At 56.8% G+C, this 23,469-nt stretch carries 22 protein-coding genes and 1 tRNA gene; 13 read left to right on the top strand and 10 right to left on the bottom strand.

The genetic code is table 11. The annotated features are described in order from the left end of the window. Positions 1–66 precede the first annotated feature (66 nt). The 6 genes from sufC to AC2FFE_RS00810 all read left to right on the top strand — a co-directional run bounded on the left by sufC (position 67) and on the right by AC2FFE_RS00810 (position 4,528). The gene (gene sufC, locus AC2FFE_RS00835; RefSeq protein ID WP_496818463.1) at positions 67–822 is read left to right on the top strand and encodes a Fe-S cluster assembly ATPase SufC; all 756 of its coding nucleotides are present in this window, start codon (positions 67–69) and stop codon (positions 820–822) included. Next, complete coding sequence (gene sufD, locus AC2FFE_RS00830) at positions 822–2,102, top strand: Fe-S cluster assembly protein SufD (protein ID WP_496818462.1); 1,281 nt, start codon at positions 822–824, stop codon at positions 2,100–2,102. The genes sufC and sufD overlap by 1 nt, the downstream gene beginning before the upstream one ends. After that, a complete protein-coding gene (locus AC2FFE_RS00825; protein ID WP_496845601.1) occupies positions 2,102–2,587 on the top strand; it encodes a YIP1 family protein in 486 nt (161 codons plus the stop codon). Before sufD ends, AC2FFE_RS00825 begins: the two co-directional genes overlap by 1 nt. Beyond that, a complete protein-coding gene (locus AC2FFE_RS00820) occupies positions 2,584–3,150 on the top strand; it encodes a YIP1 family protein (RefSeq protein WP_496818460.1) in 567 nt (188 codons plus the stop codon). The genes AC2FFE_RS00825 and AC2FFE_RS00820 overlap by 4 nt, the downstream gene beginning before the upstream one ends. Positions 3,151–3,162: 12 nt before the next feature. Beyond that, on the top strand, positions 3,163–4,383 hold the full coding sequence (locus AC2FFE_RS00815) for a cysteine desulfurase (protein ID WP_496845600.1): 1,221 nt from the start codon (positions 3,163–3,165) through the stop codon (positions 4,381–4,383). 68 nt (positions 4,384–4,451) lie between these two features. Further along, positions 4,452–4,528, top strand: a tRNA-Arg gene (locus tag AC2FFE_RS00810). 107 nt (positions 4,529–4,635) lie between these two features. Here the strand turns inward: AC2FFE_RS00810 and mepK are convergent. Further along, positions 4,636–5,205: a peptidoglycan L,D-endopeptidase MepK gene (mepK, locus tag AC2FFE_RS00805; RefSeq protein ID WP_496845599.1), complete on the bottom strand. Its 570-nt coding sequence runs from the start codon at positions 5,203–5,205 to the stop codon at positions 4,636–4,638. A 352-nt stretch (positions 5,206–5,557) separates the two neighbouring features. On the opposite strand from mepK, the gene AC2FFE_RS00800 reads away from it, so the two are divergent. Genes AC2FFE_RS00800 through AC2FFE_RS00785 form a run of 4 tightly spaced genes read left to right on the top strand, consistent with a single transcriptional unit; the run spans position 5,558 to position 9,804 of the window. Beyond that, complete coding sequence (locus AC2FFE_RS00800; protein WP_496845598.1) at positions 5,558–7,165, top strand: L,D-transpeptidase family protein; 1,608 nt, start codon at positions 5,558–5,560, stop codon at positions 7,163–7,165. Between the two features lie 36 nt (positions 7,166–7,201). Beyond that, positions 7,202–8,293, top strand: a complete 1,092-nt coding sequence (gene lpxD, locus AC2FFE_RS00795) for a UDP-3-O-(3-hydroxymyristoyl)glucosamine N-acyltransferase (protein WP_496845597.1) — start codon at positions 7,202–7,204, stop codon at positions 8,291–8,293. Positions 8,294–8,325: 32 nt separating this feature from the next. Further along, positions 8,326–8,583, top strand: coding sequence for an acyl carrier protein (locus tag AC2FFE_RS00790; RefSeq protein WP_496818455.1), 258 nt, complete (start codon positions 8,326–8,328; stop codon positions 8,581–8,583). Between the two features lie 9 nt (positions 8,584–8,592). Beyond that, positions 8,593–9,804, top strand: a complete 1,212-nt coding sequence (locus tag AC2FFE_RS00785) for a beta-ketoacyl-[acyl-carrier-protein] synthase family protein (protein WP_496818454.1) — start codon at positions 8,593–8,595, stop codon at positions 9,802–9,804. 47 nt (positions 9,805–9,851) lie between these two features. Here the strand turns inward: AC2FFE_RS00785 and AC2FFE_RS00780 are convergent, their stop codons facing one another. After that, entirely contained in the window at positions 9,852–10,430 is a 579-nt protein-coding gene (locus AC2FFE_RS00780) for an invasion associated locus B family protein (RefSeq protein WP_496845596.1), read from the bottom strand. 453 nt (positions 10,431–10,883) lie between these two features. Between AC2FFE_RS00780 and AC2FFE_RS00775 the strand changes: the two genes are divergently transcribed. Beyond that, positions 10,884–12,431, top strand: coding sequence for a helicase HerA-like domain-containing protein (locus AC2FFE_RS00775; RefSeq protein WP_496845595.1), 1,548 nt, complete (start codon positions 10,884–10,886; stop codon positions 12,429–12,431). A 95-nt stretch (positions 12,432–12,526) separates the two neighbouring features. Here the strand turns inward: AC2FFE_RS00775 and AC2FFE_RS00770 are convergent, their stop codons facing one another. The 7 genes from AC2FFE_RS00770 to AC2FFE_RS00740 all read right to left on the bottom strand — a co-directional run bounded on the left by AC2FFE_RS00770 (position 12,527) and on the right by AC2FFE_RS00740 (position 19,620). Further along, positions 12,527–12,781: a hypothetical protein gene (locus AC2FFE_RS00770; protein ID WP_496845594.1), complete on the bottom strand. Its 255-nt coding sequence runs from the start codon at positions 12,779–12,781 to the stop codon at positions 12,527–12,529. A 190-nt stretch (positions 12,782–12,971) separates the two neighbouring features. Further along, the gene (locus tag AC2FFE_RS00765; protein ID WP_496845593.1) at positions 12,972–14,414 is read right to left on the bottom strand and encodes a branched-chain amino acid ABC transporter permease; all 1,443 of its coding nucleotides are present in this window, start codon (positions 14,412–14,414) and stop codon (positions 12,972–12,974) included. After that, positions 14,411–15,421 (bottom strand): branched-chain amino acid ABC transporter permease, encoded by a 1,011-nt coding sequence (locus AC2FFE_RS00760; protein WP_496845592.1) that lies wholly within the window; start codon positions 15,419–15,421, stop codon positions 14,411–14,413. The genes AC2FFE_RS00765 and AC2FFE_RS00760 overlap by 4 nt, the downstream gene beginning before the upstream one ends. 257 nt (positions 15,422–15,678) lie before the next feature. Continuing rightward, positions 15,679–16,008: a hypothetical protein gene (locus AC2FFE_RS00755; RefSeq protein ID WP_496818447.1), complete on the bottom strand. Its 330-nt coding sequence runs from the start codon at positions 16,006–16,008 to the stop codon at positions 15,679–15,681. A 674-nt stretch (positions 16,009–16,682) separates the two neighbouring features. Continuing rightward, positions 16,683–17,525: an ABC transporter ATP-binding protein gene (locus AC2FFE_RS00750; protein ID WP_496818445.1), complete on the bottom strand. Its 843-nt coding sequence runs from the start codon at positions 17,523–17,525 to the stop codon at positions 16,683–16,685. Continuing rightward, the gene (locus tag AC2FFE_RS00745) at positions 17,522–18,310 is read right to left on the bottom strand and encodes an ABC transporter ATP-binding protein (protein ID WP_496818444.1); all 789 of its coding nucleotides are present in this window, start codon (positions 18,308–18,310) and stop codon (positions 17,522–17,524) included. The genes AC2FFE_RS00750 and AC2FFE_RS00745 overlap by 4 nt, the downstream gene beginning before the upstream one ends. A 128-nt stretch (positions 18,311–18,438) precedes the next feature. Next, entirely contained in the window at positions 18,439–19,620 is a 1,182-nt protein-coding gene (locus AC2FFE_RS00740) for an ABC transporter substrate-binding protein (protein ID WP_496818443.1), read from the bottom strand. Between the two features lie 162 nt (positions 19,621–19,782). Between AC2FFE_RS00740 and AC2FFE_RS00735 the strand changes: the two genes are divergently transcribed. Beyond that, entirely contained in the window at positions 19,783–20,877 is a 1,095-nt protein-coding gene (locus tag AC2FFE_RS00735) for a PQQ-dependent sugar dehydrogenase (protein ID WP_496818442.1), read from the top strand. Positions 20,878–20,881: 4 nt separating this feature from the next. Here AC2FFE_RS00735 and AC2FFE_RS00730 read toward each other — a convergent pair whose 3' ends face one another. After that, a complete protein-coding gene (locus AC2FFE_RS00730) occupies positions 20,882–21,886 on the bottom strand; it encodes a GlxA family transcriptional regulator (RefSeq protein ID WP_496818441.1) in 1,005 nt (334 codons plus the stop codon). A gap of 168 nt (positions 21,887–22,054) precedes the next feature. Between AC2FFE_RS00730 and AC2FFE_RS00725 the strand changes: the two genes are divergently transcribed. Next, entirely contained in the window at positions 22,055–23,425 is a 1,371-nt protein-coding gene (locus AC2FFE_RS00725; protein ID WP_496818440.1) for a class II 3-deoxy-7-phosphoheptulonate synthase, read from the top strand. Positions 23,426–23,469: the final 44 nt, after the last annotated feature.

Raw genomic sequence — 23,469 nt, 5'->3', positions numbered from 1 at the left:
ACTTTCTCAGAATTTAGAACAGATTCGGGGTCGAGCGACCCCTTGCGATACGCAAAAGGACAAAACATGCTGGAAATCAAGAACCTGCACGTACAGCTTGAAGAAGAAGACAAGCAAATTCTCAAAGGTGTGGACCTGACGGTTGAGGCCGGCAAAGTGCATGCGATCATGGGGCCGAACGGCTCGGGCAAGTCGACGCTCAGCTATGTGCTGTCGGGCAAGGATGGCTATGAAGTCACCGAAGGCGCGGCCACGCTGGACGGTGAAGATCTGCTGGAGATGGAACCCGAGGAGCGCGCTGCCGCAGGCGTGTTCCTAGCGTTCCAATACCCGGTTGAGATTCCGGGCGTTGGCAACATGACCTTTTTACGCACCGCTGTGAACGCCCAGCGCAAAGCGCGCGGGGAGGAAGAGCTGTCCGCCGCAGACTTCCTGAAAGAGGTACGCGCCAAGGCAAAAACCCTGAAGATCGACGCCGATATGTTGAAGCGTCCGGTCAACGTGGGCTTCTCGGGCGGTGAGAAAAAGCGCAACGAAATCCTGCAGATGGCGATGCTGGAACCCAAGATGTGCATCATGGATGAGACCGACTCGGGCCTTGATGTGGATGCGATGAAGCTGGTGGCCGAAGGGGTGAACGCGCTGCGCGATGAGGGCCGTGGTTTCCTGGTCATCACCCACTATCAGCGCCTGCTGGATCACATCAAACCCGATGTTGTACACATCATGGCGGACGGCCGTATCGTGAAAACCGGCGGGCCTGAGCTGGCGCTTGAGGTTGAAAACAACGGCTATTCCGACATTCTTGCCGAGGTGAACTGATGGCCTTGCCCGAAGTCAAACAATCCGCAACCGAGGCGCGGCTGGCCGCGCTGACCATGCCTGATGCAGGCTGCACCCGCGCGGCCCGCGAAGATGCGCTGGCCCGTGTGTTGGAAACAGGTCTGCCGGGGCGCCGCGACGAATATTGGAAATACACACAGCCTGATACTCTGGTCACGCCCGCCGCGCTGCCCGCGGCCGTGTTTGCAGATGACGAGGCGCTGATCTTCGATGAGTTCGATAGCTTGAAGATCGTATTCATCGATGGCGTTTTCAGCGCTGAAGAATCCGATGATCTGTCGCTGGAAGGTGTTAGCATCGACCGGCTGGAAGATATTTGCTGCAAGGATATCCACTGGGCCAAGGACCTTTATGGCGTTCTGGAAGCCCGTGGTCAGGTGCCGGTGCAACGACCTTTGGCTGCGTTGAACACAGCTTTTGCGGCGGATGGGGTGGCCATTCATGTGACCGGTAAGGCGTCAAAACCGATCAACTTGGTCTATCGTCACGCTTCGCCAACCTCTGACGCGATCCTGCACCACGTGATCCGCGTGGAAAGCGGTGCCGAGGCGACCATATTGGAAACCGGCCCAGCAGCGTCGCGCTTTAACAAATGCACAGAGATCGACATTGCCGACAACGGAACGCTGCACCATGTCCGGGCGCAGGGTCGCGATCATGAGCGTCGTGCTGCCACGCATATGTTCACGCGTCTCGGGCAGGAATCGGTCTACAAATCCTTCACTCTGACCGTAAACGGCGTGCTGACGCGCAATGAACAGGTCATCGAACTGACGGGCGACGATGCGGTTGCCCATGTGGCCGGGGCCTGTGTCGGGGATGGAGATTTTCATCACGACGACACGGTTTTCGTCACCCATGACGCAGTGAATTGCGAAAGCCGTCAGGTGTTCAAGAAGGTCTTGCGCAACGGCGCGACCGGCGTTTTTCAGGGCAAGATCCTTGTCAAGGAAGGGGCTCAGAAGACCGATGGCTATCAGATCAGCCAATCACTGCTTTTGGATGATGACAGCCAGTTTCTCGCCAAGCCAGAGCTTGAGATCTATGCCGATGATGTGGCCTGTTCGCACGGGTCAACCTCGGGCGCGATTGACGAGACTGCGCTGTTTTACCTGCGCTCGCGCGGGGTTCCAGAGAAAGACGCGACCAACATGCTGACGCTGGCGTTTCTGGCCGAAGCCGTGGATGAGGTCGAAGACAGCGCCCTGGCCGAGGCTTTGGTCAGCCGGCTGGAAGGGTGGCTGGCTCGCCGCAGCTGATGCCGGTGTCATCAGATATCGTTGCCACATATCGGGGGCCGGGGCGCGTTGTGCGTCGGCTTCTGGATATGGGGCCGCGCGAAGATCGGGCGCTGATCTTCGTTATGGCGTTCTGCATTGTCGCCTTCATCGCCCAGATGCCCGCCCTTGCACGTCGTGCCCATATTGAAGGTGTCGAGCTGAATATGCTGCTGGGCGGGGCCTTGATGGGCTCTGTCTTTATTTTGCCGCTGTTTTTCTACACGCTTGCCCTGTTGTCGCATTGGGCAGCGCGCATGATGGGCGGCAATGGCACGCCCTATGGTGCGCGGCTTGCATTGTTCTGGGCCTTACTGTCTTCGGCTCCGCTGGTGTTGCTGAATGGGTTGGTCGCCGGATTCATCGGCCCAGGCCCGGCTTTGACCCTGGTTGGGTTGATTTGGGTTGCTGTCTTTTTCTGGTTCTGGTTATCGGGGTTAAGGCAAGTGCAAAGGTCAGCAGAATGAATGTTCCTCATCTGGGTCAACTGGCGGTTCTGACAATCAGAAAACCCGCCGAAGCGGCAAAACAGCTATTGGCTCTGAACCCGGGACGAGAGGTTCTTTGGTTGAGCTTCTTTCTGGCGGTTGTCCTCAACTGCCTGATCCAGTTGGGTATTGATCTGTCCGTTCCTGTGAGCGACGGCGAAACCGGCCCGGTGATCGACAGCGTACCCTTGGTCCTGATCCGGTCTGCGGGTGCGATGATGTTGAGCATCCTGGCATTTTTGTTCGTGGGTCGTCTGTTGGGCGGCACAGCCACGTTTGACGACATGATGATCCTGACGATCTGGCTGCAATACCTTCAGATCGCCGCCTTGATGGGGACCTTGATCCTTAGCTTAACCGTTCCGGTCTTCATGGCGCTGTTGTTGTTCGCCACAGCAATCCTGAGCCTCTATATCACGCTGCATTTCCTGAACCAGGCGCATCAGTTTGGGTCGCTCTGGAAATCCTTTGCTGTCGTACTGCTGTCTGCTCTGGTTGCGGTTCCGTTTGTCCTGATGTTTGCCCCAGCGGCCCCCGTTTAGAAAGATCACCTCATGTATGATGTGCAGAAGATCCGATCTGATTTTCCAATCCTGTCGCGCGAGGTGAATGGAAAGCCGCTGACCTATCTGGACAACGGGGCCTCGGCGCAGAAACCGCAGATCGTGATTGATGCGGTGACTCAGGCCTATGCGCATGAGTATTCGAACGTGCATCGCGGGCTGCATTACCTGTCGAACCTCGCGACCGAGAAATATGAAAACGTGCGCGGCACTATCGCGCGGTTCCTGGGTGTGGCCAACGAGGATGAGATTGTTCTGAACTCGGGCACCACCGAAGGGATCAACCTGGTGGCTTATGGCTGGGCGATGCCTAGGCTTGAGGCAGGGGATGAGATCGTTTTGAGCGTGATGGAGCATCACGCCAATATCGTGCCCTGGCATTTCTTGCGTGAACGGCAGGGCGTTGTTCTGAAATGGGTTGATGTCGATGCAGATGGCGGGCTCGACCCTCAGGCGGTGCTCGACGCGATAGGCCCAAAAACCAAGCTGGTTGCGATCACGCACTGTTCGAATGTCTTGGGTACGGTGGTCGATGTCAAAGCGATCACCGACAGCGCTCATGCCAAAGGTGTTCCGGTGCTGGTGGATGGCAGTCAGGGTGCGGTTCATATGCCGGTCAATGTTGATGAGATCGGCTGTGATTTCTATGCCATCACGGGCCACAAGCTGTACGGTCCGTCAGGATCGGGTGCGATTTTCATCAAATCCGACCGCATGGCCGAAATGCGCCCCTTCATCGGCGGCGGCGACATGATCAAAGAGGTCAGCAAGGATCAGGTCATTTACAACGACCCGCCCATGAAGTTCGAGGCCGGCACGCCAGGTATCGTGCAAACCATCGGTTTGGGCGTGGCGCTGGAATACATGATGGACCTGGGGATGGAGAACATTGCCGCCCACGAATCCAGCTTGCGCGATTATGCGATGCAGCGCTTGGCAGGTCTCAACTGGTTACAGGTTCAGGGTACTCGCCCGGATAAGGCCGCGATCTTTAGCTTTACGCTGGACGGGGCAGGGCATGCACATGACGTCTCGACCATCCTCGACAAAAAAGGCGTTGCCGTGCGCGCTGGTCATCATTGCGCCGGTCCGTTGATGGATCATCTGGGGGTAACGGCGACCTGCCGAGCGAGCTTTGGCCTCTATAACACCACCGATGAGGTCGATACGCTGATCGAAGCGCTTGAACTGGCGCATGATTTGTTTGCCTGAAGCGATCCTTGGATGTGCGCAGTTTTCCAGTTGCACCCGGACCGGATCAGGGTTAGCTAACGGCCAAGGCACCTGTAGCTCAGCTGGATAGAGCGCTGCCCTCCGAAGGCAGAGGCCAGAGGTTCGAATCCTCTCAGGTGCGCCATTTCGTCAAATTTCACCTATCCACTCGGCCTGGGGTCGAACAGGCAAAGCAAAACCCCCGCCAGATGATCTGCGGGGGCTTGGGACGGCTAGGTTTGGCAGCGCGGGTCAGCCGCGCCAGGTTCGGACGACGCCGCAATCCATGTGGACGAAGTTGGACCGATAGTATTGACCCACACCACCGGCACGGCAGGACATCGCGGCCTTGGCCATTTGCGATACCGAACGGGATGACAGGCGCAGATCAGCGGCCTGACCTAGCATGTGCAAAGAGTTCCGGGCCACGCGGCGCGATTTGGAACGCAGCATGGCGTTGGTCTGAGGGGAGCGATAGCCCGACAGCAGCATATAGGGTTCGCTTGCGTCTAGCAGATTGTGCGAGGCTGCCATGATGTCGATGGTGCGCAAATCCATGCCCTTGACCTGGTCAGTGCGCCAGTCGCGCATGAAGTGATTCACTTCTTTGACAGCATCCTTGATGTATTTGCCGTCAACCCAATATATCATATCGATCCGCTCGCCCGTGCGACCGGAATACATGCGAATGCGACGAACATCGCCGCCACCGCGAAGAAATCCTGCTGCATTGGAATAGGTCGGTGCGGCTGCGACTGCGGTTGCCGCGAATGCGCCCAATAGGGCACGCCGGGTCATGCCCGATGTACTGCTCTTGGTCATTTTCTGTTTCGTCCCGTACTGTATCCTGCCTGCGAACGATGTTACGTTCGCTGTCTTAATATTTCCCATCCCAGATGGCGAATTTATGGCACAAACAGATTCGAGGGCCAAGTTTTGTTTGATTTTCTGCAGAACAAGGGGGAATTTTCGGCAGCTTTTCGCGCAATCAACATTTCCGACATATTTTTTTCGCATCTGAGAGGTTTTCGCACCGCCGCGATGCAATCGCGCATCAGCTGAAAAAGAAGGTCAAGGGTAAGGTATTTGTGAATAGACAAGGCCCTGTCGTCAAAATCATAGTAATTCGGCACATTCCCATCTGTGCAAGCTATTGAATAACCAAGGGCATCCCATGTTCTCTGCATTTCGGACCAGTACCAGTATTCTTGTAACAGCCTGTTTTGCGGCAACGGCTGCAATGGCCAATACGGCCTCTGACGCGATGCAGGGCACAGCCTTTCAGATGGCAGTCGCCGAACATATGCCAACGTCGGACGATATTGCAGTGTTTTACCGGTCGAACGGCTATGCACCGGTTTGGGTGGGTCCTTCGCAAGATCATGCCGATCGCCGCGCCGCTTTGATCAGGGCTTTGTCAAGCAGTCATATGCATGGGTTGCCGTCCGCAAGCTATGATATCGACGCTCTGATGGACCAGATGCGCACGGCACGTTCGGTGCGGGATCTTGGCGCGCTTGAGGCCGAGCTGACGACCCTGTTTCTGGACTATGCCGACGATCTCTATGCAGGGGCGCTGCGCCCGGCCAGCATTGATGATGGTCTGGTCCGCAAAGTCGAGCGCCGCAGCCCCGAAGAGCATTTGCAACAGTTGAACGCCCAGGGGGCTGACTATTTCGATCAACTTGCGCCGCAAACGCGTCAATACCGGTCATTGATGAAGCAGAAACTGGCGTTGGAAGCTTTGCTGGATCAGGGCGGCTGGGGGCCTACTGTTCCCGTGACCAAGTTAGAATTTGGCGACACGGGTGCCACAGTGGTCAAACTGCGCAACCGTTTGGTGACGATGGGGTATCTGAAGCCAACAGCGAGCCCGAGCTATGACGATGCCATGCTTGCTGCCGTTCGTGCCTTCCAGACCGATCATGGGTTGGAGCCCGACGGGGTTGCCGGAAAGGGCACCATCTCTGAGATCAACCGCCCGGTATCAGACCGACTAAAAGCCGTTCATGTCGCGCTGGAGCGGGAGCGATGGTTGCCGCGCGAACGCGGTGAGCGTCATATCCTGGTCAATCAGGCCGATTTCTCGGCCAAGATCGTGGATGACGGGCAGGTCACGTTTGAGACTCGCGCTGTGATTGGCAAGAATGTCCATGATCGTCGTAGTCCCGAGTTTTCGGACGAGATGGAGCATATGGTGATCAATCCCAGTTGGTATGTGCCACGTTCGATCATCACCAAGGAATATCTGCCCAAGCTGCAATCCAATCCGAATGCCGTGGGCCATATTCAGATCACCGATCGCAGTGGCCGGCAGGTCAATCGCGGAGCCGTGGATTTCACCCAGTTCACCGCGCGCAACTTCCCGTTTTCGATGCGCCAACCCCCCAGCAAAAGCAACGCGCTGGGGCTGGTGAAGTTCATGTTCCCCAACAAATACAACATCTATCTGCATGATACGCCTCAGAAATCTTTGTTTGCGCGTGAAGTGCGGGCATTTTCACATGGCTGTATCCGTTTGGCGCAACCATTCGAGTTCGCCTATGCGCTGCTGGCTTTGCAGGAGGAGGACCCAAAGGCGTTCTTCCACCGTGTGCTGAACAGCGGCAAAGAGACGAAGGTGGACCTGGATAAGAAAGTTCCAGTGCATCTGATCTACCGCACGGCCTATGTTGGCCCAAAAGGTGAGGTTCAGTATCGCCGCGATGTCTATAGCCGCGATGCCAAGATTTGGGCGGCGCTGCAGAAGGCAGGGGTGGTCCTGCCGGACGTTCAGGGATAAGCACAAGGGCAAATCCTGCCAAAAGGAAAGCCCGTCATGCAGTATACGATTCAGCAAATCGCCGACCGCCTTGGCGCTGAGTGTCAGGGCGACACCGACCTCACGATCGTAAGGGCCGCCGAGCCGAGCGATGCTGGTGCAACTGATCTGGCCATGGCGATGTCTCCGAAATATGCTGAGGCACTTACGGGTGGTTCGGCCCGCGCTGCGGTTCTATGGGAAGGCGCAGACTGGCAGGCAATGGGCTTGCGTGCGGCGATCTTTGTGAAACGTCCGCGCATGGCCATGGCAGGGATCACATCCATGCTGGATAGAGGGCAGGGGGTAGAGCCCGGCATCCATCCATCTGCAGTGATTGATCCGACTGCGGAAATTGGTGCGAATGTCTCAATCGGACCTTTGGCGGTAGTAGGTGCGCGCGCAAAGATTGGCACCGGCTCGGTGATTGGAGCGCATTGTAGCATCGGAATCGATGCAGTTTTGGGTGAGCACGCGTTTTTGCGCGAAATGGTCAGCATTGGGGCCCGTGCCCAAATCGGAGATCGCTTCATCGCACAGCCAGGTGCGCGCGTCGGCGGCGATGGATTCAGTTTTGTCACGCCCGAGGTATCGGGCGCTGAAAACGCGCGCAAAACCTTGGGAGATCAGGGCGCGGCCAAGGCGCAAAGCTGGCTGCGTATTCACTCGCTGGGCGCGGTTGAAATTGGAGATGACGTCGAGGTTGGCTCGAACTGTACCATCGACAATGGCACGATCCGAAACACGCGTATCGGTGACGGTTCAAAGTTGGATAACCTTGTACATGTGGGTCACAATACCCGTGTGGGACGTGATTGCCTTCTGTGTGGGCAAACCGGTGTGTCGGGGTCGGTCGAGATTGGCAATAACGTGGTGCTGGGCGGGCAGACTGGGGTTGTTGACAATATTTTCATCGGCGATGGCGTGATCGCGGGTGGCGGCACCAAAATCCTGTCGAATGTACCTGCCGGGCGCGTCATTATGGGCTATCCGGGCGTCAAGATGGACACTCATACCGAGATCTACAAAGTACAACGCCGGTTGCCGCGTTTGGCCCGCGACGTCGAGGCACTCAAAAAGGCTGTTTCCAAACAGCCCCCGAAGGATTAAATCATCCTCAGATTGACAATCAGGGGATCGACATGAGCATCAGCGACCGCGTCATCGCAATCATTGCAGAGCAGGCCGTGCTGGAGCCATCGGATGTGACGCCCGACAGCACGTTGGAGGATCTGGGTATCGACAGCCTGGGTTTGGTCGAAAGCATCTTTGCCATCGAAGAAGAGTTCGACATTACAGTACCTTTCAACGCCAACGAGCCAGAAGCGAATGATTTCGACATCTCGAACGTGGCCGCGATCATTGCAGGCATCGAGAAGCTTGTATCGGAAAAGGTCTGACCCGGAACAATGAAACGGGTCGTTATTACCGGGGCAGGTACAATCAATTCGCTGGGTCATTCCGTCCCTGACACGCTTGAGGCTATGCGCGAAGGTCGTTGCGGGATCTCTGAGCTGGAGTTTCGCGATGTGGATCGCCTAGCCATCAAGATTGGCGGACAGGTGCGCGGGTTCGAGGCCGAAGGGCGCTTTAACCGCCAACAGATGACTCTGTATGACCGATTTACGCAATTCACACTGACCGCCGCGAAAGAAGCCATCGACCAATCGGGGATCGAGTTTCACGGTGAACTGGCGGCCCGGTCCGGGGTGGTTCTGGGCACGGCTGGGGGTGGTGTCTCGACCTGGGATGACAATTACCGTTCGGTCTACGAAGACGGCAAGAACCGCGTGCACCCCTTTGTTGTGCCCAAGTTGATGAACAACGCCGCGGCCAGCCACGTGTCGATGGAACACAACCTCAAGGGCCCAAGCTTTACCGTGTCGACCGCCTGCGCGTCATCGAACCACGCGATGGCGCAGGCCTTTCAGATGGTGCGCAGCGGAGCAGCGCCCGCCATGGTCACCGGTGGGTCCGAATCCATGCTGTGTTTCGGCGGGGTAAAAGCCTGGGAAGGGCTGCGGGTCATGTCCAAGGATGCCTGTCGCCCCTTCAGCGCCAACCGCAACGGAATGGTGCAGGGCGAAGGCGCTGGCATTTTTGTATTCGAGGAATACGACCACGCTCGCGCACGCGGCGCCGACATTCTTTGCGAGGTCGTAGGTTTCGCCATGTCGTCTGATGCATCCGATATCGTCATGCCCAGCAAACAGGGCGCCTCCCGCGCGATGGCAGGGGCCCTTGCGGATGCCAAGCTGAACGCCAGCGATGTATGCTACATCAATGCGCATGGCACTGGGACGGCAGCGAATGACAAGACCGAATGCGCGGCGGTTGCCGATGTGTTTGGGCCGCATGCAGATGATCTGATGATCTCATCTACCAAGTCCATGCACGGACATCTGATCGGTGGCACAGGCGCGGTCGAGCTGTTGGCCTGTATCATGGCACTGCGGGATGGGGTCATTGCCCCGACGATCAGCTATGAAGAACCCGATCCGGAATGCGCATTAGATGTGGTGCCAAATGAAGCGCGCGAAGCCAAGGTCGAGGTCGCGCTCAGCAACGCGTTTGCCTTCGGGGGATTGAATGCTGTGCTTGCGTTAAAAAAGGTACAGTAAATTAGAATCGCCGCAGTTGATGCACTGCGGCGATGTGCTTGTCTGGTTTAGTTCGCGTTGACGGTCAGGCCGTCAAATCCGGATGTGAAACCCGATAGCGACATATCCATATCTAGAATCTGATCCGGGAAGCGTGCCGGCACCAGCGAGAAGATCGCGGTGCTTCCTGCTTTCATCGCGTCGATGTCACCTTGGCTCAGGCCCAACTGTGCAACGCAACCGACTGGCACACAGTGGTGATAGTTATACAGCTTGCGCGGGGCGCCATCGATCGACAGTGCCAGTTGTGCTTGCAGCAGTGTTTCCAGCGGTACAATCACATTGGCCCAGGCTACGGCCGCACCGCCTTCGGGCAATTTGCCGATCGATACTTCGGCAATGGGCTCACCTTGTTGACCTTTCAGCACCTGAACGAGGGCACACGGGTCATCGCCCTCTGCCGCCTTTATACAGGAGACATCCCAATCTCCGCTGGTTTCTTTGACGAATTGTTCACCCACGCGTGGACCGGTTTCACCCAGATCTAGGCCGGTTTCAGCGTCCGTGGTGTTTGTATCCTGCGCGCTTGCAGCACCGCAGATCAGCGCAGCGGCGAGTGTATTGATCGAGAGGAGTTTCTTAGTCATGAATGCCTCGGTTTGATGATTGAGTGAGTTTTTTCTTCCTCTACCACCGTTCGCCATCAGTGTCAGTCACTAAGCGCCGTACAGGTTGCAAAGTGAACAATTTCTTGCCGCAAAGATGGGAATTCGAAGCAGTACTTCAAAGAAAAAGGGAGCTGGTGATGCAGCTCCCTTCTCGAATTGGTTCTCCCCGTCGGACTGGCCGACTTAGTTATGAGCGAACGTTACGAGAGGGGGACGCAACGGTCAACAGCTAACCTGAATTATTAATATACCGCTTAGTTCACCTTTAACATGGCGCGCGTGAAAAAAAGCCGTGCCCGAAGGCACGGCCAGTCGACAGGGAGGAAGTGCGGCTTTGCAGCTGGCACCACAAAGCGCGCAAATTGACTATCGCAGTCAAAGGTTAACTTTGTATGCTGGCCCCAGAGCGATGGATATTAAGGCAGTGAAAACATGGGCGAAGATATTTTTCTGGGCGGCGGCGGGGCCGAGTATGGGCAGCCACAGGGGCTGACGCTGAAATATGCTAACCGGCATGGCCTGATTGCCGGGGCAACGGGAACCGGCAAGACCGTAACGCTTCAAATTCTGGCCGAAGGGTTTTCCAAAGCCGGTGTTCCGGTGTTCCTGTCCGACGTCAAAGGTGACTTGTCCGGCCTGGCTCTGCCCGGCAGCGAAACCCATAAGCTGCATCAGGCGTTCATGGATCGTGCCGCGCGCATCGGGTTTTCCGATTTTACCTATGGTGCCTGTCCGGTCACCTTCTGGGATCTGTTCGGTGAGCAGGGGCATCCTGTACGCACGACCGTGACCGAGATGGGCCCGCTGCTGCTGTCGCGGTTGATGGAACTCAGCGAGGCGCAGGAGGGTATTCTGAACATCGCCTTTCGCGTGGCGGATGAAGAAGGCATGCCGCTTCTGGACCTTAAAGACCTGCAAGCGCTGCTGGTCTGGATTGGAGAAAACCGGGCGCAGCTGTCGTTGCGCTATGGCAATGTCTCAACCTCCTCCATCGGAGCGATCCAACGGCGGTTGCTGGTGTTGGAAAACCAGGGTGGAACGCGCCTGTTTGGCGAACCCGCTCTGGATTTGTCAGACCTGATGCGCACCGATGAGGCTGGGCATGGCATGGTGAACATCCTGGCCTCGGACAAGCTAATGGGGTCGCCACGGCTTTATGCAACGTTCCTATTGTGGCTGCTGAGTGAGCTGTTTGAAGAACTGCCTGAGGTTGGTGACCCCGAAAAACCCAAGCTGGTGTTTTTCTTCGATGAGGCGCATCTGCTGTTTGATGATGCGCCCAAGGTTCTGGTAGACAAGGTCGAACAGGTCGCGCGCCTGATCCGATCCAAAGGCGTTGGCGTCTATTTCATCACGCAGAACCCGGCGGATGTTCCCGAAGACATTCTGGGCCAGTTAGGAAATCGGGTTCAGCATGCGCTGCGCGCCTTCACAGCGCGGGATCGCAAAAACCTGCGCCTTGCAGCTGAGACCTATCGCGAAAATCCGACCTTCGATACAGAAGCCGCAATCCGAGAGGTTGGCGTCGGTGAGGCCGTTACATCAATGCTGCAAAAGAAAGGCGTGCCGGGGATGGTCGAGCGGACGTTGATCCGCCCACCGGGGTCTCAGCTTGGACCGATTACCAAGGCAGAGCGTCAAACGGTCATGGCGGCATCCTTGATGTCGGCAAAATATGACACGCCGGTTGATCGGAAGTCGGCCTTTGAAATCCTTCAGGCCCGCGCTGAAACCGCCGCCAAAGAGGCGGAAGCTGCCGAAGCTGATGAGGTGGTGGAGATGCAATCCGCGATGGAGCGGGAGTTTGCCTCGGCCCGCCGATACTCCGGCAGCCGCGTCGGGCGATCTTCCTCGCGCGTGACGCGCAAGAAAGACACGTTTGCCACGGCCATGGGTGAAGCTGTGATCAAAGAGCTTAAAGGCACCACTGGCCGCCGCATCGTGCGCGGTATTCTCGGTGGCCTGTTCCGGAACAGATAAGGCCTTCGAATTCAACAGACAAATATGTGTAGCATATGCCCCGCGGACGCCATCGGCGCAGCGGGGCATGAGCGCCTCATATCAAATGCGACAATTTACTTGCCGATGCGGCGCAAGCCTTCCTGTTGGCAAATGGCATCCGCCTCGGACACTGACATCTTGGTAGCCGGGAAATCGATGGCGCGATCCCAAGTCACGCGATCTTGGCGATACAGTTGGCAGGTCACAACGCCTTTAGGGGTCTGGACCTGGACAGGTGTCGTTTCCAGATCTTTCGGTGAGGGGATACAGGCCGCGACTGTCGCAACAAGCGGCAACAATACGAACGTTTTGGTGAGCGGGTTTTTCATGGTTTTTACTACTCTTTAGACTGGTTTACTGGTCATTTGCGGACCGGGTGAGCGGTGTGAGTGAGTGCCAACAAATTGAACAGTGTCAGTTGCCGGTAATGGTAGGCCGGTTTAGTCAAAAAACCTTTAAGAAACAAGACGCCGCGCCGGTTCTCGCCGACGCGACCATCTGATTTAAGAGGATTTCGGCCTATTTCTCGGGGATCAGCCCTCTTGGACTGAATCTGAGAACAATCAGCAGGATTAGACCCATCGTGAACAATCGCATGTGAGCGGCGCTATCGATCAGATGTGTCTTCAGCGCGCTACCATCAGCCATGCCACTGGTGATCAGGTTCATCAGCCAAAGGCCCATCGGTTCAACCTGAACCCAAAGGAACCAGATCAGAAAGGCCCCAAGAACGGCACCGAAATTGTTGCCTGACCCACCGACGATGACCATCACCCAAACCAGGAACGTAAAGCGCAACGGGTTATAAGTGCCGGGGGTAAGTTGCCCATCCAGCGTGGTCATCATAGCGCCCGCAATGCCGCAGATGGCCGACCCTAGAACAAAGATTTGCAGATGGCGGCGGGTGACGTCCTTGCCCATCGCCTCAGCTGCAACCTCATTGTCACGAATGGCGCGCATCATGCGGCCCCACGGGCTTTTGAGCGCCATTTGCGCCATCCAGAGCAGGATCAGTAGAACGATCAGGAACAGCAGCGAATAGCCCAGCTTGACCGACAATGTCGACGCGATGACCGGGTCAATCCCAAGCCAATCTGCCCGCGCGATGAAGGCTGGATCCTGTTGCAGGTCGACCTCGTAGCCAACGACGGGAGAGGGGCGCGGGATGCCGTAGACGTTTTTCACACCACGGGCCAGCCAGTCTTCGTTTTTCATCACAGCAATGATGATCTCGGCAATGCCCAAAGTGGCAATGGCCAGATAGTCCGAGCGCAGACCCAGCGCGGTTTTCCCGATCAACCAGGCAGCACCAGCGGCCAGCAGACCTCCGGCGGGCCAGGCCAGCAGAACGGGCAGGTTCAAACCGCCGATATTGCCCGCTACGGCAGGGTTAATCGCCTCAATCGCCGCAACATTGGGATCAAAGACTGCACGATAGACAAAGAAACCCACGATCAGGATGCCGATAATGGTGACGGTCTGCGCACGTCCTTTGGGCATCTTCTTCGCAACCATCACGGCGGCAACCACCGTTGCGGCTCCCAGCAAAAGCGCAAGGATCACACCATAGCCACCATCCGACCAGGCACCCGGTGTTGGAGGGGTCGAGACCAGAACAACCGCCAAACCGCCCAGCGCGACAAAGCCCATAACGCCGACGTTGAAGAGGCCGGCAAAGCCCCATTGCAGGTTCACCCCGATGGACATGATGGCCGAGATCAGCCCCATGTTCAGGATCAGGATCGCCGCGTTCCAGCCTTGCGCAAGCCCGGTTGCCAATATGAGAACCGCGACAGCAGCAAAAAGCGCTGAGTTTTTGAGCTTTTCATTTTCTCTTTGAACCGCATAACGGTAGGCCCACCCCAACGCGACCTCTGCAATCCCAGCAATCAAACCAACTGGGCCGAGAGCAAAACCTGCGATCAAAGGGATCGTAATTGATGCAATAACACCGAGGATCATACCGCTTTCCCTTTGAACAGGCCCGTGGGCTTAAACAGCAGCACGATCAGCAGTATCGCAAAGCTGACCGCGAATTTGTAGTCGGTCGACAAGAACTGCACCAATCCGGATGGGGCAAGGCTTTCCGGCGCGACATAGGTCAGCACCTTTTTCCAGGCATAGGTGATCGTCACCTCGGAAAACGCGATGATGAAGCCGCCTGCGATGGCACCCAACGGGTTGCCTAGGCCGCCTACAATGGCCGAAGCGAAGATGGGCAGCAGAAGCTGGAAATAGACGAAGGGTTTAAAGCTTTTGTCGAGGCCATAAAGCACCCCTGCCGTCGTCGCCAGAGCGGCAACGATGATCCATGTGATCATGACCACACGCTCGGGGTTGATGCCAGACAGCAGTGCCAGATCCTCGTTATCCGAATAGGCGCGCATCGACTTGCCCGTGCGGGTTTTGTTCAGAAACCAGAACAGCAGCGCCACCGCCAAAACAGCGACGATCACGGTAATACCCTGAGAAGTCTTGATTGCCAGCCCTTCGCGCAGCCCGGTCATCGCCTTGAAATCCCGTGCCGAGACGATGAACCGTGCACCGTCCGAAAACCTTTGATCATCCGGCCCGATGATAAAGCGCACAAGACCGTTCATGATGAACATCACGCCCATTGAGACGATCACCAATATGACCGGTTTGGCCTTTTGCGCGCGATAGAAGCGATAGACCAGCCGATCCGTGATCAGCACCAGTACGATACAGCCCAGAATGGCAAATGGCAGGGCCAGCAGTGCGGTCGGCAGCGGATCGAAACTGACACCGGCTGCTTGTAGCGCCCATGTGACCAATACAGCGATCATCGCACCAAAGGCCATGGTATCGCCATGCGCAAAGTTCGAAAATCGCAGGATGCCGTAGATCAGCGTCACCCCCAACGCGCCCAGCGCCAATTGGCTGCCATAGGCAATTGCGGGTACGATCACAAAATTCGAAAGCGCCACAAGCGCATTTAACAGGTCCATATTCATTCCCTCTGACCGGGTGCGGCCTTATGGCACAACGCCGTCGCGGGACACAACACAAGAGGTCGGGTTTTTAGCCTGTTCCACTGGTATTTTCAGGCGTTTCCACCCTGCATGTGGAAATTCTGGTGCAGGGTGGAACGGATCATGACTGTTTCTGCGAATCCACAAGCCGCGCATAGGGCAGCAAACGGGTGGCTATACATTATGCATATCAACGCAGAAATGTATCATATTGAAACTTAGAGGTAAAAAGGTCAGGCGTCAGCTTCGGTGCAAGACCCGCGATCGGTGCCTGCATTTGGACCTTTGATCGAAAGGTCATAGCTCATATCGTCCAGATTGACGACAAAGGTCATTACTTTCTGGCCATCGATGTAAAGAAAGGTCAAATTGCCGACCCCCTTCAATACGACCACGTCGCTTGCAGCCGTTCCCGTGGTGATCTTGCCCTTATCTCCCTCGGCGAAACGGTCCAGCCGTACTTCGCTGCCGTCCTGATCCGAGACACAGACAAAGTGACGTTCTTCCGCAGTTGCGGCCGTCGCGCACAGGGTGGTGACGGCCACCCACATCCATTTTTTCATTTTTGGGTCCTGAATAGAGTTTTCATCCAGAAGGTTCGCTGATTTCACGGGGCTGGATTTTGCTTACCCGTGAAAGTGTTTCCTTCTCAGGCTGCGGCGCTAATCGCAGAATGTGACCGGATTGCAGCCGACGCGTGGAATTGTTGGGAAGGTGATCGAGGATTTGAGACCGTAGGATACCGAAATCAATCTGCATGTTCTAAAAAATTGGTGACTTCGGTCGATTGCGGGAACAAGAACGAAGTTCGAGAGCGCCAAAAAGGAAAAGGACGTTGAGGAAATTCATTACTTTGCTCCTCCAAAAGTCGAACACTTGCCGTGCCATTGGGAGACTACAAACTCGCCCGCAATCGCAGTGTGCCGAGAATGAACTGCGGTTCCGTTTCTTAGAACCGACGTCGATTGTACAATGCCGAATCCTGCTGGTTCTACGAAGGAATAAGCCTGATCACCTGCCAACGTAATAACCTGAACTAGGTTTGCATTTCCCTGCATGTAAGCTTGGCCCTGCTCATTCAAAAAGAAAATTAGGTCCATCGTTTTTTCTTCGCATCCGTTGTCAGGAGTGCACTCGACATCGAAATTGCACACAAACGAAGTTACTTGCGCCGATAAAACCTGCGGCATCAGCAAGAACAGAGTGAGCAGTGTCGCACCGTATGGTTGCCTCATCCTCACCCCCCCAAGAAACTCTTTCGCACCTCGGGATCAGCCAGCAATTCCTTTCCAGTACCGCTATAGGCATTCCGCCCCTGAACCAGAACATAACCTTTATCGGCAATCTCCAACGCCTGACGGGCATTCTGCTCAACCATCAGGATCGGTAACCCAGTGCGGGAAACCTCGATGATCCTGTCGAACAACTCGTCCATCACGATGGGTGAGACACCAGCAGTCGGCTCATCCAGCATCAGCAATTTGGGCTGGGTCATCAAAGCGCGTCCAACAGCGACCTGTTGGCGTTGACCGCCCGAAAGCTCTCCGGCGGCTTGGTTGCGTTTGTCGCGCAGGATGGGGAACAGCTCATAGACCTGCTCCATCGTGTCCGAAAAATCGTCACGCCGGATAAACGCCCCCATCTCAAGGTTCTCTTCCACCGTCATCGAGGTGAAGATGTTGGAGGTCTGGGGAACAAATCCCATGCCGCGGATGACGCGATCCTGCGGGGTGAGGTTGGTGATGTCCTCACCATCCAACCGGACTGAACCGGACCGAACATCCAACATACCGAACACTGCTTTCATGGCCGTCGACTTGCCTGCGCCGTTGGGGCCGACGATGACCGCGATCTCTCCCTTGTCGACGGAGATGGTGCAGTCGTGCAGAATGTCTGGGCCCTTGCCATAGCCGCCAGTCATAGTGTCGCCGATCAGAAAGGGGCCGCCTTCGACCTTGCGCGTTTCGCCGCTTTTCGTGTGCGCGGGCGTCATGGTACCAACGCCATGGGTGTTGGTGATCGAGGCATCCTTGTTGCCCTTGTCGTCCTGATAGGGGTTGTCACTCGCACCAGCGGTCATGTTTGGGCCTCCAGCTTGTCTTTGTTTTTGAGGCCGGTGCCCAGATAAGCTTCGATCACGTGCTCATTGGCCTTTATCTCATCCAGAGTTCCTTGGGCCAGAACCTTGCCCTCGGCCATGCAGATGACCGGGTCACAGATCTTGCCGATGAAATCCATGTCATGTTCGATGACCACAAAGGTATAGCCGCGTTCCTTGTTCAGGCGCAGGATCGTGTCGGCGATGGTCATCAGTAGGGTGCGGTTCACGCCCGCGCCAACCTCGTCCAGAAACACGATCTTGGCGTCCACCATCATGGTGCGGCCAAGCTCCAGCAGTTTCTTCTGACCACCCGAAACCTGACCCGCCTTGTGGTCGGCCAGATGTTCGATGGTCAGGAACTCCAGAACTTCATCGGCCTTGGCCATCAACGCCCGTTCCTCATCCGCGATCCGCTTGCGCCCGAACCAGGTGTTCCACAGCATTTCCCCCGCCTGGGCACCTGGCACCATCATCAGGTTCTCGCGACAGGTCATCGAAGAAAACTCATGTGCAATCTGGAACGTGCGCAGCAGGCCTTTGTGGAACAGATCATGCGGTGGCAGGCCGGTGATATCCTCGCCATCCATAAAAACACGGCCGGAGGTCGGGGGCAAAACACCGGCAATCACGTTGAACAGCGTCGTTTTTCCGGCGCCGTTTGGCCCGATCAGCCCGGTGATTGATCCTTTCCGGATTTCCAGCGATGCCCCATCCACCGCGTGAAACCCGCCGAAATGCTTGTGCACGTCATCGACGACGATCATCTTTTCCCCCAGCTGCCAGTCCTGGCTACTCTTGTCACTTCCCCGTTTTCCGGGGTGCGGCCTTTTTTCATTGAAACAGCCCGGACACAAGGCCCGGGCTGTTTGATTTTAGCACGATGTCCGGAAGATCAACGGAAGTTGACGGTTTTGTTCTCGCCGTCGGTCACTTCGATCTCGCGATACGAACCCGCGCTTTCGCCGGGGCCGATCAACTCAACACCCGATGCGCCGACATAGTCGATGTCCTGACCAGCAGCCAGCAGCTCCAGGCCTTTCGCCAGCTCACCGGGATAGATTTTCTCACCCGGAGCGTTGGCAACGTCCATGATCTTGGAACCATAGTCCGCCGGGCTGGTCGAGCCTGCGGCCTGCATTGCCAGCATGAACAGGGCAGCAGCGTCATAGGATTCAGGCGAGTAGGGCGACGAGCCGTCGAAACCGGCAGCTTCGGCCATGGCAAAGTACTTCTCGGCACCTTCACCACCCGAACCGGCGATCTGACCGAACGAGCCGTTCAGGTCCGGACCGACATTTGCAGGCAGCGAGTCACCGATCATGCCGCCGGGCAGGCCGAACGTATCAAACGCACCGCTGTCCAGCGCCGACTGAATGATGCCCAGACCGCCTTGGTCCAGATAGCCCGCAACAACCAGAATGTCGCCACCGGCCGAGGCCAGCGCGCCGACTTCGGCCGAGTAATCGGCCTTGCCGTCTTCGTGTGCGGCAACGATGGTCACTTCACCACCCGATGCCTCGAAGGACGACTGGATCGCGTCCGCCAGGCCTTTGCCGTAGTCATTGTTGGTGTAGGTCAGAGCGATCGAGCTGATGCCACGATCGTTCAGGATGTCAGCCATCACCTGACCTTCACGCGCGTCCGAAGGGGCGGTACGGAAGAACAGGCCGTTATCTTCCATGGTCGACAGGCCGGGCGAGGTGGCCGATGGTGAGATCATCACCATTCCGTTCGGGATCGCCACGTTCTGCAGGATCGCGCCAGTCACGCCCGAGCAGTCGCCGCCGATGATGCCACTGACGCCATCCGCGATGAAACGCTCGCCGTTCGAGGTGGCCAGACCGTTGTCGATACAGCCGGTATCCGCACGGGTGCCAACAACCGTTGCGCCATCCAGCAGCTTGCCCGACTCGGTGACTTCGGCAATCGCCATCTCGGCACCTGAACCCATTGCCGGGGCCAGCGATTCAATTGGGCCGGTAAAGCCGAACAGAATGCCCAGTTTGACATCCTCGGCCATGGCCGTGCCCGCCAGCAAGGCGGTTGCTGCAGTTGCTGTAAGCAGCTTTTTCATGAAGTTACTCCCTGATTTGGTATTCCAACTGGGCATGACCCTAGGCAAGCTGTTCGAAAAAGAAAAGTCCCCTAAAACGCCTGCTTTTTGTCTAAGCGCACCTATCTATTGGGGGGTATCGGCCAGTATTGGTGACGCAACCCGAATCTGCGGAGGTTTTCTATGTTTCGGCTTTTTGCTCTTGTTCTGTTGATCTGCGCAGGTGGCGCGTCCTTAGCCGGAGTGCTGCAAACCAAAGATGGCCCGGTTCAGGTTACTCAGATGCTGGGCGGGCTGGATACGCCCTGGGGCCTGGGTCTGCTACCTGATGGAAGCTTTCTGGTGACCGAGCGGGACGGAGAGCTGATCTATGTGTCGAATGGCGAAACCAACCGCGTATCAGGCGTTCCGAAAGTAGCCGCTGCCGGTCAGGGCGGGTTGCTGGACATTACCATCCCGCGTGACTTTGATCAGAGCCGCGAGGTCTTTTTGACGTTTTCCAAACCTCAAGCGGGCGGGGCTGGCACCGCCTTGGCTGTTGCGCGCCTGTCAGAAAACGGAAAGCGCCTGAATAATCTGCGTGTCTTGTTCGAGGCTGAGCCGGGCGGTTCTGGCGGTCGCCATTTCGGATCACGCGTGGTCGAGGCGCAGGATGGAACGCTGTTCGTAACCATCGGAGACCGGGGGGATCGGCCCTCAGCACAGGACACAAGCAATCACATGGGCTCGGTCATCCGGATCAACCGCGACGGGACGGTTCCGGCCGATAACCCCTTCGTCGGGCAGTCCGGCATTCGGCCCGAAATCTGGTCTTTTGGCCACAGAAACCCGCAAGGGGCCGGTTTGGATACCAGCGGCACGCTATGGGTTTCAGAACACGGAGCGCGCGGTGGGGATGAAGTGAATCTGGCCCAGTCGGGCAAGAACTATGGCTGGCCGATTATTTCCTATGGCACGCATTACTCAGGTGAGAAAATCGGCGAAGGCACCTCGAAACCCGGCCTTGAACAGCCCGCGTTCTATTGGGATCCTTCCATCGCGCCCTCGGGTCTGATGGTTTACGCCGGCGATCTATTTCCGCGGTGGAAAGGCGACATTTTCGTCGGTTCGCTCAAATTTGACTACATCGCACGATTGTCCGGGTCGCCCTTGCGCGAAGTCGAGCAGATCAAGGGACCGGAAACAGAACGTGTCCGCGATATCGTTCAGGCCTCAGACGGATCGATCTGGTTCATTTCCGTAGGGCAGGGTGCTGTCTATCGTTTAACATCCGACTAAGATGTCAGATCGACAGCCGCCCGCTTTGCGATCCACGTTCCCGGTAAGGTGTGGTGTTGTAATGCGCCCGGTAGCATTTTGAGAAATGGCTGGGCGAAGCAAAGCCACAGGCCAGCGCCACGTTGATCACGCTCATATCCGTCTGCATCAGCAGGTTGCGCGCTTTGTGCAGGCGCAGTTCCATGTAGTACCGCTTGGGCGAGCGGCTCAGGTAACGGCGAAACAGACGTTCAAGCTGACGGGTCGACATGCCCACATCTTTGGCCAAGATCGAGGGCGAGATTGGCTCTTCCGTATTTTTCTCCATCATCAGGATGACCTGGCTCAGTTTTGGGTGACGAACGCCAATACGGGTCGGCGTCGACAGGCGCTGCGTGTCCTGATCCGTGCGAATCGAGGAATAGATCATCTGATCGGCGACGGCATTGGCCAGTTCTTCGCCGAAATCATCTGCGATCAGCTTAAGCATCAAATCGATTGAGGATGTGCCCCCTGCAGTTGTCATACGATTGCCGTCAATCAGGAATACCGATTTGGTCAGTTCAACCGAGTCAAACTCTTCCGCGAAACTGTCAGCGTTCTCCCAGTGAATGGTCGCGCGTTTGTCATCCAGCAGGCCTGCTTTGGCCAGCGTATAGGCCGCTGTACACAGACCACCGATTTTCAGGCCCTTGCGCGCCTCGCGGCGGAGCCAGCTCAAAACTTTTTTGGTGGTCGAGCTTTGAACATCGACGCCACCACACACCATGATCACGTCGTCACGACGCAGATCGCCAAGATCCGCATCAAGCTTGAAGGTGGTTCCGGCAGAGCATGACATCACGTCGCCGCCTTCACCGACCAGCGACCAGGTATAAATCTCTTTGCCTGCCATGCGGTTGGCTATGCGCAGGCTGTCCAACGCGGATGCAAAAGACAGCAACGAGAATTTGTCTAACAAGATAAATACAAAGTTGACCGGCTTATCTGTGTCGCCGTCCACTGTGACAACTTGGCGTTGCTCTTGCATGGCTGTTGTTCCCCGAATCCACGACGGCTGCACCTACGTCGCGCGTATTTTGCCAGACACCATGCTCAAAGCTTGTTTCCGGCGTCAAGAGGCGCAAATGGGATATGGTCACTCTTCTTTGCATTTTGTATAGAGACGACCTGAATACTATCAGCGGAGATCAAGGCTATGACCGAATGGCAGAAAACGAACTGGCGCAACAAGCCCCGGGTTCAGATGCCAGACTATACCGACGCGGCCGCCCTGGCCAAAGTCGAGGCGCAGCTTTCGCAGTATCCCCCGCTGGTCTTTGCCGGTGAGGCGCGGCGTCTCAAGCAACATCTGGGTGCTGCCGGTCGCGGCGAGGCCTTCCTGTTGCAGGGCGGGGATTGTGCTGAAAGCTTTGAACAATTCAGCGCGGATGCGATCCGTGACACCTTCAAGGTTATGCTTCAAATGGCGATGGTGCTGACCTATGGCGCCAAGGTGCCAGTCGTCAAAGTGGGCCGGATGGCGGGCCAGTTTGCCAAACCACGCAGCGCACCGACCGAGGTTGTGGATGGTTTGGAACTGCCCAGCTACCGCGGTGACATCATCAATGAACTGGCCTTCACGCCCGAGGCGCGGATTCCGAATCCGTCAAAGATGTTGCAGGCATACACACAGGCCGCGGCGACGCTGAACCTGCTGCGCGCCTTCTCGACTGGCGGTTTCGCGGATATGAGCCGCGTTCATGCCTGGACGCTGGGCTTCGCCGATGACCAGGACGTTCAGAAGTATTCCGAGATCGCGGATCGCATTCAAGACAGCATCGACTTTATGGGTGCTGCCGGGATCACAGCGGAGACCACGCATGAGTTCTCGACCGTCGAATTCTACACCAGCCACGAAGGTCTGTTGCTGGAATACGAAGAGGCGCTTACTCGTCTGGATTCGACCTCGGGCAACTGGTTGGCAGGATCGGGCCATATGATCTGGATCGGCGACCGGACCCGTCAGCCCGACGGCGCACATGTTGAATTCTGTCGCGGCGTTCAAAACCCGATTGGTTTGAAATGCGGCCCGACCACAACCGCCGAGGACCTGAAGGTTCTGATGTCCAAACTGAACCCGGACAATGAAGAAGGTCGCCTGACCCTGATCGCGCGCTTCGGGGCCGGTAAGGCAGGTGAGCATCTGCCGCGTCTTGTCAAGGCCGTGAAGGAAGAAGGGGCCAAGGTGACCTGGGTCTGCGATCCGATGCATGGCAACACGATCAAGTCGGCCACCGGGTATAAAACCCGCCCGTTTGACTCGGTCCTGCGCGAAGTGCGCGACTTCTTTGGTGTGCATCAGGCCGAAGGCACCATCCCCGGCGGTGTGCATTTTGAGATGACCGGTCTGGACGTGACCGAATGCACCGGCGGTGTAAGGGCCGTGACCGAAGAGGACCTTTCGGACCGCTATCACACCGCATGCGATCCGCGTCTGAACGCGTCGCAATCGCTGGAGCTGGCGTTCCTGGTCGCGGAAGAGTTGACCAATCTGCGCAGGAACGGCTCAAAACGCGCGGCCAGCTGATTAGGGTAATCCAAAAGACGAAACGGCGGGCTAATGGCTCGCCG

The organism is Ruegeria sp. YTSA168 (assembly GCF_059610045.1).
The sequence above is the reverse complement of the archived record's forward strand: the minus strand, read 5'-3'. Positions and strand labels throughout refer to the sequence as shown.

What these genes read in the sequence shown, in the direction of transcription:
- AC2FFE_RS00785 (WP_496818454.1), top strand. Translation starts at nt 8,593, where the DNA reads ATGAAACGGGTCGTTATTACCGGGGCAGGTACAATCAATTCGCTGGGT.
- AC2FFE_RS00820 (WP_496818460.1), top strand. Translation starts at nt 2,584, where the DNA reads ATGAATGTTCCTCATCTGGGTCAACTGGCGGTTCTGACAATCAGAAAA.
- AC2FFE_RS00760 (WP_496845592.1), bottom strand. Translation starts at nt 15,421, where the DNA reads ATGGACCTGTTAAATGCGCTTGTGGCGCTTTCGAATTTTGTGATCGTA.
- mepK (WP_496845599.1), bottom strand. Translation starts at nt 5,205, where the DNA reads ATGACCAAGAGCAGTACATCGGGCATGACCCGGCGTGCCCTATTGGGC.
- AC2FFE_RS00780 (WP_496845596.1), bottom strand. Translation starts at nt 10,430, where the DNA reads ATGACTAAGAAACTCCTCTCGATCAATACACTCGCCGCTGCGCTGATC.
- sufD (WP_496818462.1), top strand. Translation starts at nt 822, where the DNA reads ATGGCCTTGCCCGAAGTCAAACAATCCGCAACCGAGGCGCGGCTGGCC.
- AC2FFE_RS00745 (WP_496818444.1), bottom strand. Translation starts at nt 18,310, where the DNA reads ATGATCGTCGTCGATGACGTGCACAAGCATTTCGGCGGGTTTCACGCG.
- AC2FFE_RS00765 (WP_496845593.1), bottom strand. Translation starts at nt 14,414, where the DNA reads ATGATCCTCGGTGTTATTGCATCAATTACGATCCCTTTGATCGCAGGT.
- AC2FFE_RS00770 (WP_496845594.1), bottom strand. Translation starts at nt 12,781, where the DNA reads ATGAAAAACCCGCTCACCAAAACGTTCGTATTGTTGCCGCTTGTTGCG.
- AC2FFE_RS00755 (WP_496818447.1), bottom strand. Translation starts at nt 16,008, where the DNA reads ATGAAAAAATGGATGTGGGTGGCCGTCACCACCCTGTGCGCGACGGCC.
- AC2FFE_RS00725 (WP_496818440.1), top strand. Translation starts at nt 22,055, where the DNA reads ATGACCGAATGGCAGAAAACGAACTGGCGCAACAAGCCCCGGGTTCAG.
- AC2FFE_RS00750 (WP_496818445.1), bottom strand. Translation starts at nt 17,525, where the DNA reads ATGACCGCTGGTGCGAGTGACAACCCCTATCAGGACGACAAGGGCAAC.
- AC2FFE_RS00800 (WP_496845598.1), top strand. Translation starts at nt 5,558, where the DNA reads ATGTTCTCTGCATTTCGGACCAGTACCAGTATTCTTGTAACAGCCTGT.
- AC2FFE_RS00730 (WP_496818441.1), bottom strand. Translation starts at nt 21,886, where the DNA reads ATGCAAGAGCAACGCCAAGTTGTCACAGTGGACGGCGACACAGATAAG.
- AC2FFE_RS00775 (WP_496845595.1), top strand. Translation starts at nt 10,884, where the DNA reads ATGGGCGAAGATATTTTTCTGGGCGGCGGCGGGGCCGAGTATGGGCAG.
- sufC (WP_496818463.1), top strand. Translation starts at nt 67, where the DNA reads ATGCTGGAAATCAAGAACCTGCACGTACAGCTTGAAGAAGAAGACAAG.
- AC2FFE_RS00740 (WP_496818443.1), bottom strand. Translation starts at nt 19,620, where the DNA reads ATGAAAAAGCTGCTTACAGCAACTGCAGCAACCGCCTTGCTGGCGGGC.
- AC2FFE_RS00790 (WP_496818455.1), top strand. Translation starts at nt 8,326, where the DNA reads ATGAGCATCAGCGACCGCGTCATCGCAATCATTGCAGAGCAGGCCGTG.
- AC2FFE_RS00735 (WP_496818442.1), top strand. Translation starts at nt 19,783, where the DNA reads ATGTTTCGGCTTTTTGCTCTTGTTCTGTTGATCTGCGCAGGTGGCGCG.
- AC2FFE_RS00825 (WP_496845601.1), top strand. Translation starts at nt 2,102, where the DNA reads ATGCCGGTGTCATCAGATATCGTTGCCACATATCGGGGGCCGGGGCGC.
- AC2FFE_RS00815 (WP_496845600.1), top strand. Translation starts at nt 3,163, where the DNA reads ATGTATGATGTGCAGAAGATCCGATCTGATTTTCCAATCCTGTCGCGC.
- lpxD (WP_496845597.1), top strand. Translation starts at nt 7,202, where the DNA reads ATGCAGTATACGATTCAGCAAATCGCCGACCGCCTTGGCGCTGAGTGT.